This is a genomic window from Belnapia mucosa (genome assembly GCF_016775475.1).
Lineage (GTDB): Bacteria > Pseudomonadota > Alphaproteobacteria > Acetobacterales > Acetobacteraceae > Belnapia > Belnapia mucosa.
The window spans coordinates 1-7,397 of record NZ_JAEUXJ010000053.1; the positions used below are offsets into that span (position 1 = coordinate 1).

General features: G+C 62.2%; 8 protein-coding genes and 1 pseudogene. 3 read left to right on the forward strand and 6 right to left on the reverse strand.

Annotated elements, in window-relative coordinates; genetic code table 11:
- Nucleotides 1–162: 162 nt before the first annotated feature.
- The gene (locus JMJ55_RS30080) at nt 163–549 is read right to left on the reverse strand and encodes a hypothetical protein (protein WP_202829291.1); all 387 of its coding nucleotides are present in this window, start codon (nt 547–549) and stop codon (nt 163–165) included.
- 1,346 nt (nt 550–1,895) lie between these two features.
- On the opposite strand from JMJ55_RS30080, the gene JMJ55_RS30085 reads away from it, so the two are divergent.
- Nucleotides 1,896–2,204, forward strand: coding sequence for a nuclear transport factor 2 family protein (locus tag JMJ55_RS30085; protein WP_328702809.1), 309 nt, complete (start codon nt 1,896–1,898; stop codon nt 2,202–2,204).
- Nucleotides 2,205–2,410: 206 nt separating this feature from the next.
- On the forward strand, nt 2,411–2,662 hold the full coding sequence (locus tag JMJ55_RS30090) for a hypothetical protein (protein WP_202829293.1): 252 nt from the start codon (nt 2,411–2,413) through the stop codon (nt 2,660–2,662).
- 37 nt (nt 2,663–2,699) lie between these two features.
- On the opposite strand, the pseudogene JMJ55_RS30095 reads toward JMJ55_RS30090, so the two are convergent.
- Together JMJ55_RS30095 and JMJ55_RS32275 are read right to left on the reverse strand one after the other, a co-directional pair.
- Nucleotides 2,700–2,930, reverse strand: a pseudogene (locus tag JMJ55_RS30095) (DUF3489 domain-containing protein); the annotation flags it as partial.
- Between the two features lie 95 nt (nt 2,931–3,025).
- Nucleotides 3,026–3,241 carry an H-NS histone family protein gene (locus tag JMJ55_RS32275; RefSeq protein ID WP_407927578.1) on the reverse strand — a complete coding sequence of 72 codons (216 nt, stop codon included), beginning with the start codon at nt 3,239–3,241 and terminating at the stop codon, nt 3,026–3,028.
- Nucleotides 3,242–3,647: 406 nt separating this feature from the next.
- Here JMJ55_RS32275 and JMJ55_RS30105 point away from each other — a divergent pair, with 406 nt between their 5' ends.
- Nucleotides 3,648–4,466, forward strand: a complete 819-nt coding sequence (locus JMJ55_RS30105) for a TIGR03619 family F420-dependent LLM class oxidoreductase (RefSeq protein ID WP_202829296.1) — start codon at nt 3,648–3,650, stop codon at nt 4,464–4,466.
- A 301-nt stretch (nt 4,467–4,767) separates the two neighbouring features.
- Here the strand turns inward: JMJ55_RS30105 and JMJ55_RS30110 are convergent, their stop codons facing one another.
- The 3 genes from JMJ55_RS30110 to JMJ55_RS30120 all read right to left on the reverse strand — a co-directional run bounded on the left by JMJ55_RS30110 (nt 4,768) and on the right by JMJ55_RS30120 (nt 7,190).
- A complete protein-coding gene (locus JMJ55_RS30110) occupies nt 4,768–5,037 on the reverse strand; it encodes a hypothetical protein (RefSeq protein WP_202829297.1) in 270 nt (89 codons plus the stop codon).
- A 74-nt stretch (nt 5,038–5,111) separates the two neighbouring features.
- Complete coding sequence (locus JMJ55_RS32280; RefSeq protein WP_202829299.1) at nt 5,112–5,579, reverse strand: DUF3489 domain-containing protein; 468 nt, start codon at nt 5,577–5,579, stop codon at nt 5,112–5,114.
- 861 nt (nt 5,580–6,440) lie between these two features.
- Complete coding sequence (locus JMJ55_RS30120; RefSeq protein WP_202829298.1) at nt 6,441–7,190, reverse strand: HpcH/HpaI aldolase family protein; 750 nt, start codon at nt 7,188–7,190, stop codon at nt 6,441–6,443.
- Nucleotides 7,191–7,397: the final 207 nt, after the last annotated feature.

Sequence of the window (7,397 nt, forward strand, 5' to 3'; positions counted from 1 at the left end):
CCTTCCTCCGGTGGGCCTCCGTTCGCCGTATGCTCCGAAGGCTGTGTCAGAACACCACATGATCCCGGATGGACTCTGAAGAAACCACCTAGTGCAGTAAATCCCAAAGGAGCAGCGCGTTGCTCTCGTTGGTGCGGCTGCACGAAATGCAATTTTATGCATCTATGGCATGACTTTGAATGAGTGCGACATCATGGTCACGGCGCCATCAAAGCACGGGCGCATGTGACGCGGGAACTCGATCCAGAGCGTGGCAATGATGCTCCCGCCTTGGGAAAGGAATGTCCGTCGATAAAAAATGCGGCCTGCGGCTAGGCCGGAGAGGACAAACCAGCCGCCTGGGGCGCGCTCATAGGTGATGGTGCCCCGGCTGTTCTCTATGATGTCGCGCTTTGCGTCTTGCAGCAGGTCGCCCAGCGATTGGCGCATACGGTTGCGCAGACCTGTGACTATAACAGTGGCACTGCGGTCGGTGGTCCGAAACTGGGCGCTGTCGCCGTTCTCCGGCACGCTCTCAGGATCGAGAGCAAAGGTGGACGGGTAGGTCATGGAAAAGCTGTACCGCGGATTGCGATATAGCATTGGCCGTCCGCCGCGAAGATCGTTACAGCCTGATGGAAAGGCTTCCGCTCCCGTAACTGCCACCGCTCTTGCCAGTCGAGACAAAAGCCGGTCAGGGTGGGGCGCTTCGGCTTGGTAGCCCAGGACCGATGCGTCGGCGTTCGGGGCAGGTCCGGTGTCATCGGTAGCCATCGCCGCGGCGGTCGCTGCAACTGCCCGCACATGAGCGGGCAAGTGGGCTCCACCTAGAAGCACTCCATTACGATGAACTCGGTCGAACACCACCTGATTATAGCCGACAGGGAATCCACCCTCATACGTCCATAGCTCGTCACCGCGCCTACACTCCACTCGAACGCGTCGAATAGTACGCCGAGCGTGGTCCTCAGCAGCGCAGGCGAAGCCTTGTCTGGCAAGGGTCTGGAAGAAGCTTCTCGCAGTTCCGGCTTCTGTCTCCTGGGTGCCGACCACAACCATTGGAATAGGTAGTGAGAGCGCGCGATGCTGAGCCCACGGCACTGGGTTGCTCGCCAGAGCACTTGACGAGATAGCCAAAACTAAAAGACCGATGACCGGGACGAAAAGGACCATGCTTAAGCAACATTAGCGTCACCGTCGGCTGGGTGTTTCCACAAGATGCCGTGGGAGGTCCGTCTAAGGAACCAACCGCATAGCGTGAGCCGGGGCAACGTTGAGCTGGCACTAGCCGGCCTTGACGATACGTTAGACGGTGTAGCTGCCCTTGGCACTGTCTCTGCCCGGGCCGACTTGCCGGACCCGCTCGGCGGACTCGATGACCTCTGCCATCCGGGCATGGTGGCGCCCTCGGGCCGGCGAAGCATGGCGGGCACCTGCTGCTGGTTGGTGCCCTCGCGCGGCTTGTAGGTGCCAGCGGTCCGCGGTGCCGGTGCGCTTCTCACCAGGAAAACGTCAACAGCGGCGATGGTGGTGGCAAGGTCAGTGCGCTCACCAGACGTCGTCGCATTAGACAGCCAGGAGGAACCTGTGGAGGGCTTAAAGCTTGGCTTGGTTGAGCGCCCCGCCGTCGGCGGCCGCGCATCTGTGGCGAAGCTGACTTCGGCGCTGCGGAGTTTAGCGCCGACGCTTTAGTTGCGTCGTTCCAAGTTCAAACTCGAGAAACCGGTGGACATTTCCTGCTAGCACCGGCCTCGTCCGAGGCCTGAAACGACTTTCGCTACGGGGGAAAGCCACGGTAGGTTTGATCCGTGCCGGAAAGTGGGATGGCGCAGCACCAGAGTTGGAAAGGATGAACAATGACAGCATCCAGCGACCACGCCGACCTCGACATGTTGCACCAATTGAACCGCGATTAAATCGAGTCGGTTCAGCATGGAGATGTGCACCGGTTCGATGAGTTGCTGGCCGGTGATTTTCTCTGCTCAAATCCGGACGGCACCCTGATCGATCGGGTCCAATTTCTGGAGCAGACAGCGCGTCCAGTGGTGATCAAAGGCCTCGTCGCCGAAGACGTTCGGATCCGGCTGTTCGGTGACGTCGCCCTCATCCACGCCCGCACACGCTATCAGACGGCCAGCAGCGACGAGCGGCATGGTCGCTACACCGATGTCTGGGTGCGGCGTGGCGGTAAATGGCTCGCTGTGTCCGCGCATGTGACGCGATAGCTCGTGAGGAGGCGTCTTCTGCCTTGTTCAACGCCGACCAGCGACTGTAGGTCGGTCGGTTGAAACCTGACGCCGTGGGTGCGGCAAGGCACATTCGTTGCATCTGGAGTTTTTACATTCCGCCGCCAGCAAGGCAGCCCGGTAACTTTCGCGAAACCGTGACCACCCAGCATCCAGTCCCAGCACGATGTAGTGGGGCTGAAAACATGACCCGTTTGATCGTCTCTGAAACAGAGGAACACGTGCAGCTGCGTTGGCTTGGTCTGCATGTGGCCTTCGCCAAGGATGCCAGCCTTCCCCTCATTTGGCGGGAAGTCGTCGCCGCGCCGTCCAGTGAAGCGGCAATCTATGATTGGCTCGCGGCATTTGGCCATCTCGATGAGCCCGGTGACCCGCTGCCCGGCTACAAACTGCGCGTGGTCGCGGACCCAGCAAGAAAGCCGCTGTTCGCCAGCTAGGCATCTCTCAAGCGCCACCTGCTCCGAGCCGGCCGCATCAGTCCGCCTCCGCGATGCGATAGATTGTGTAGCTGCCCCTGGCGCCATCCTTAGCGGGACCAACCTGCCGAACCCACTCGGCGACCACGACCGCGATGCCCTGGCGCTTCTTCAGCCCAGCGAAGAAGCCCCGGACCGTGTGGGCCTGCCAGCCGGTGGCCTCCACGATCTGAGCGACGGTGGCACCCTCCGGCCAGCGCAGCATGGCGAGCACCTGCTGCTGCTTACTACCCTCGCGCGACTTGCAGAGGCCTACGCTGCGCCAGCGGGCTAGCTATTCGGCTTGCAATGGCAGCACTCCACCGCGTGCTTCATATCGGCTCGCTATTTGGGATTGATCAAAAAAATTTCCCTGGTTTTGCCTTCTGCCTCAGCAGCATGGAGCCACTTTGGCATTCTTCCCCGACCGCTCCACAGTTCCCCGTTAGGACCTTTGTACTTAGCTTCGACGGGCGCTCGCTCCGACTTTCCTGTTTCGCCAGATTTTCTGCCTCGCTTTGTGGCGGAATGCGGAGCAAGCTCGCCGAAAAGGTCGGTCATGCTGAACCCACGCTCCTGAGCCAGTTTCTGTAGCTCATCTCGGGTCGCAGCCTTCTCACTCGCCTCGCGCTCTCTGATCCGAGCCTCAGCGAAGGCTATGACCCGACGAAGCTCGCCGATATTCAGACTTTCTAGCGACCTGATAAATGCCGGCTGCTCCGCGCTCTCGTCACCGTGAGTCTCCAGGGGTGCGTCCTGCGCCTTGAACTTTTGGGCCTGCTGTGTGCGAGGTCGGCCTGGCGATGCTTTGGCCATCGAACTTTCTCCACTTAACATGATGTTGCGCTTATACGCCGCCATACCCTCTTTCGAAAACTCCGAGCGCGCTGTCTCCGAAGCGAGGATTGCGCCCCTGGCAGTGAACCGCTGAACATGCAGGTGCGGTCAGGAAGGAAGTAGCACCACAATGAGGTACGGCATTCATCTGCCCCACGCCGGCGAGCAGGCGGTGCCGGCGCTGATACGGCGTCATGCCGAGCGCGCGGAGGATTTAGGCATCGCCGACGTGTGGGTCAGCGAGCACATCATTGTGCCGCGTGCCAAATTCCCACGCTCGCCATTGTTCTTCGATCCTGTCCTGTCCCTTACCTGGGCTGCGGCGGTAACCAAGCGGATCAAGCTGGGAACATCGGTGCTGGTGCTGCCGATGCGCCACCCCCTGCCTTTGGCAAAGGAGCTTGCAACGCTGCACAACTTTTCCGAGGGACGGCTTATTCTCGGCGCCGGCTCTGGCTGGCTGAAGGAGGAGTTTTCGGCGCTTGGCGTGCCCTTTGAGGAGCGAGGCAGGCGGCTTGAAGAGGGGATTGCCATGATGCGGGCCGTCTGGTCCGAGGATCCGGTGACGTTCGAGACCCGCTACATCTCGGCCGAGATCAAAGAGTTGACCATGACCCCGATGCCAGTCAGTCAGATTCCACTCTGGTTCGGCGGTAGCTCAGAGCCAGCCTTGCGGCGGACGATCAGGATCGGGGACGGCTGGCATGGGAGCGGGCTGTCGGCAGATGAAGCAGCCCCAATTGTACGACGATTGCGAGCGGCGCGCCCCGAGGCGGACTTCACGATCTCCATGCGAGTGCAATGGGACGGTCAGGATCGTGGCGTCCTGCGCGCGTTAGTCGATGGCTACGCAGCAGTCGGGGTTGAGCATCTTCTGGTCGCGCCGCAGGATCGAAATGTCGACGACTGGGAGAAGGTGACGGATGGGGTCGGCTCCTTGGTGGCGTAGCTGAATCCTGCCGAACCTGTTGATCCTTTGGCCGCCGCCCGCGTCAGCCCTCTTGCTATCGTCGTGTTCGTCCAGGCACCACGACCCGACGGCACCGGCTCCGCCATCTCGTTGAGCGCCCTGGCCCGTGCTGTTTGGCCAGTGACGTCCTCCTCGTGCTGTCGCTCAAACTCCAGCGACAGCCGGTGTGCCGTTCGCTCTGCTGCCAGATGCCGCGCCGGGGACGCGGCCAATTCCGCAGCAGGCACACGATTGCACTGCGGAACGTAAAGCTGATCTGAAGGCGAGCAGCTCGGACTCCTCAATGGACGGTAGGCGGTCCGCTCTCCGCTTCCGCGGCGGCGAAGGAAGCAATACCTTCAGCCTCGATGGTCGCCATTGCTTCCTGCAGAGCTTCGACGTCGGTCGGGAATCGATCATTCCAGACTGTCGACCCGCCGAGGTGGTCAACCACCTCGAGCAGCCACCCCTCTTCGTCCTTGCCGCGGTAGATCCGCACGTCGACGGTAACCGCGTCGCGTGTCGCGCGCTTACTCAGGGTTGAGAAAACAAGCTTGTAATCATCGTCCATACACTTGTCCTCCCTGGATGCGTATCGCTAGACATCCAGCCTAATGCGGAAAGTGGGGTGCCGCACAGGCTACATCAGCCAGGCTTGGTGATGCGGTAGACGGTGTAGCTGCCCTTGGCGCCGACCTTGTTGGGCTCAACTTGCCGGATTCGCTTCAGCACGCTGACCTCAATGCCGCGCTTCTTTGGACCCGCGAAGAAGCCACGGACCGTATGGGCCTGCCAGCCGGTGGCTTCGGCAACCTGGGTGATCGTCGCGCCCTCCGGCCGGCGCAGCAGGGCGAGGACTTGTTGCTGCTTGGTGCCCTCGTGCGGCTTGCGGGGGCCGGCGGTGCGGGATGCTGGTGTGGGCTTGGGCAGGAGCCCGCGCAGCGAGGCTATGGCGTCGGGCAGGTCGGCGCGCTGGCTGACCTCGTCATCCCAGGCGCTGAGGACGCGCTGGGCGGCATTGCGGAGGCTGGCGCGGGTGGTAAGATGCTGGCGCCGCCGTATTGGCCTCGAAGGCAGCGTCCGCGGCGTCTGGCGCCTGCTGCCCTTCGGGATCGGCCAATTCTACGGACGGCGTGCTGTGAGCCTCCTCGGGCGCCGCCGAGGAAGTAGCCTCCATGCCGGTGTCGAGGGCAGCCTCTGCGGGGCCCCGCGGCTCGGCGCCAATGGCCAGCAGCCCTGCGTCGGTCACCCGGAGCGCGCTCCAAGCGCCGTCCTGCTGGCGCCAACCGAGGCCGATGTACTCGAAAGGGGGCGGGGCATTCCTCGACGTAGCCACCCTTTAGCAGGCTACGGAGCACCGCATTGCAGGCGGCGGCCGGGAGGTGCTTGGGTGGCGTGGCCAGCCGGAGGGCATGCTGGCCGGCCTCGGTAAGGACGCGGAGGGCGGTGTCGAAAAGGGCCATATTCGGGGCTCCTGGTGCAGCACCCGAGAAGCCGGGTGCTACGAGCCCGAGCCTCGCCAGGGAGCCGGTCGAGGCGGCGCGCCGATTTTCACCGCGGCGTGGGAGGGACCATTCGCTTTGGTCAGGCAAGAAGTGAAGCGGAGAGTGTGATTACCGCACCATGAGCGTCTGTGGCTGATTTGGCGGCAACAATGGGCACGCTGCCCAGTTGTAGCGGCGGTCGCCGCACTCAAAACGGCGAGCGAGAAACACCTTGCCGGCGCAGGCGAGGCCACAGCTGGTAGGGTCGTTGGCCGGCTGACCACACCTGCACCAGCTAACAGGAGCCCTGCGCGGAACGAAATGGAAGCAGCGATACACGACACTCGAGCTGCTGGAGCTGCGGCTTGACGATGTGCTGGCCGACATCGCAACGTCAGACAGCGCGGACGCAGCCGTGGATTACCTGGCCCCTAGCGCATCCCTCCATGCCAAGCAGAAGACTGCACCATCAAAGCATGGGACCACATACCTAACGCTTGATCTCGGCCAGGGCGTTCCGAATGCCAGCCTGAGCCCAGGAACCCCAGGGCATGGTGAAGAACTTGAATCCCTTCTGGACGAAGAAACTCGGGTCCATCCCGGGCGGGATGAAATACATCCCCGCGGCGATGCCGTGCTTTGCAGCAGCGGCCGCGATCTTGTCGAGCGCGCGCTGATAGGTATCGCACGCGTAGTCCAGCGGCACCCCCAGCTCGATCGACAGGTCGGACGGGCCGATCAGCAGAACATCAACCCCCGGCACCGAGGCAATGGCATCGAGATTCTCCAGCGCCTGGTTGGTCTCGATCATCGGCACGATAAGAAGCTCTTTGTTAACGGCATCCATATAGTCGCGGTAAGTCTTGAACTCGCCCCACTCGCCGCGCACTCCGGCATTGCTGCGGTTGCCGACGGGATAGTAGCGGCAGGCGCGTACGGCGGCCTCTGCCTCCGCCCGGGTGTTCACCATCGGAATGATGACGCCGCGCGCCCCTGCATCGAGCGCGAAACAAATCTGGTAGGCTTCGTTGGCGGCGACTCGTATCAGCGGCGCCGTCTCCTTGCCCCGCATCGCCTGGATCGGCGGCTGAAGCTGCTTGATCTCCCAAGCCGAGTGCTGTGTGTCGAACAGCAGGAAGTCGAATCCTGCATCGGCCAGCAGTGATACGTCTATGCTTGGAGATCCGGCAGTCCCGACTACGGTTTTACCAGACTTGATGGCGTCCTTGATGGTGTTCATCTTGTGTCGATTCCTCCCACACGATCTCTGGCGCCCGGTTAACCACCGCGGCAGTGATAGGCGCAATGGAGCGGCATCATCGCACATCGGCGAAGCGGCGCAGCGTGCAACTTGTCCGTATTCGACGCTAAGGTTCTGACGCAGAATAACTGAATCGGATGTGATGGCGGTCTGGCGGCCAGGTGGTCAAAGGGGCTGCCGGTGGCT

Coding starts and splice junctions, on each gene's coding strand:
- JMJ55_RS30090 (WP_202829293.1), top strand. CDS start 2,411: ATGACCCGTTTGATCGTCTCTGAAACAGAGGAACACGTGCAGCTGCGT.
- JMJ55_RS30105 (WP_202829296.1), top strand. CDS start 3,648: ATGAGGTACGGCATTCATCTGCCCCACGCCGGCGAGCAGGCGGTGCCG.
- JMJ55_RS30110 (WP_202829297.1), bottom strand. CDS start 5,037: ATGGACGATGATTACAAGCTTGTTTTCTCAACCCTGAGTAAGCGCGCG.
- JMJ55_RS32275 (WP_407927578.1), bottom strand. CDS start 3,241: ATGACCGACCTTTTCGGCGAGCTTGCTCCGCATTCCGCCACAAAGCGA.
- JMJ55_RS30080 (WP_202829291.1), bottom strand. CDS start 549: ATGACCTACCCGTCCACCTTTGCTCTCGATCCTGAGAGCGTGCCGGAG.
- JMJ55_RS30120 (WP_202829298.1), bottom strand. CDS start 7,190: ATGAACACCATCAAGGACGCCATCAAGTCTGGTAAAACCGTAGTCGGG.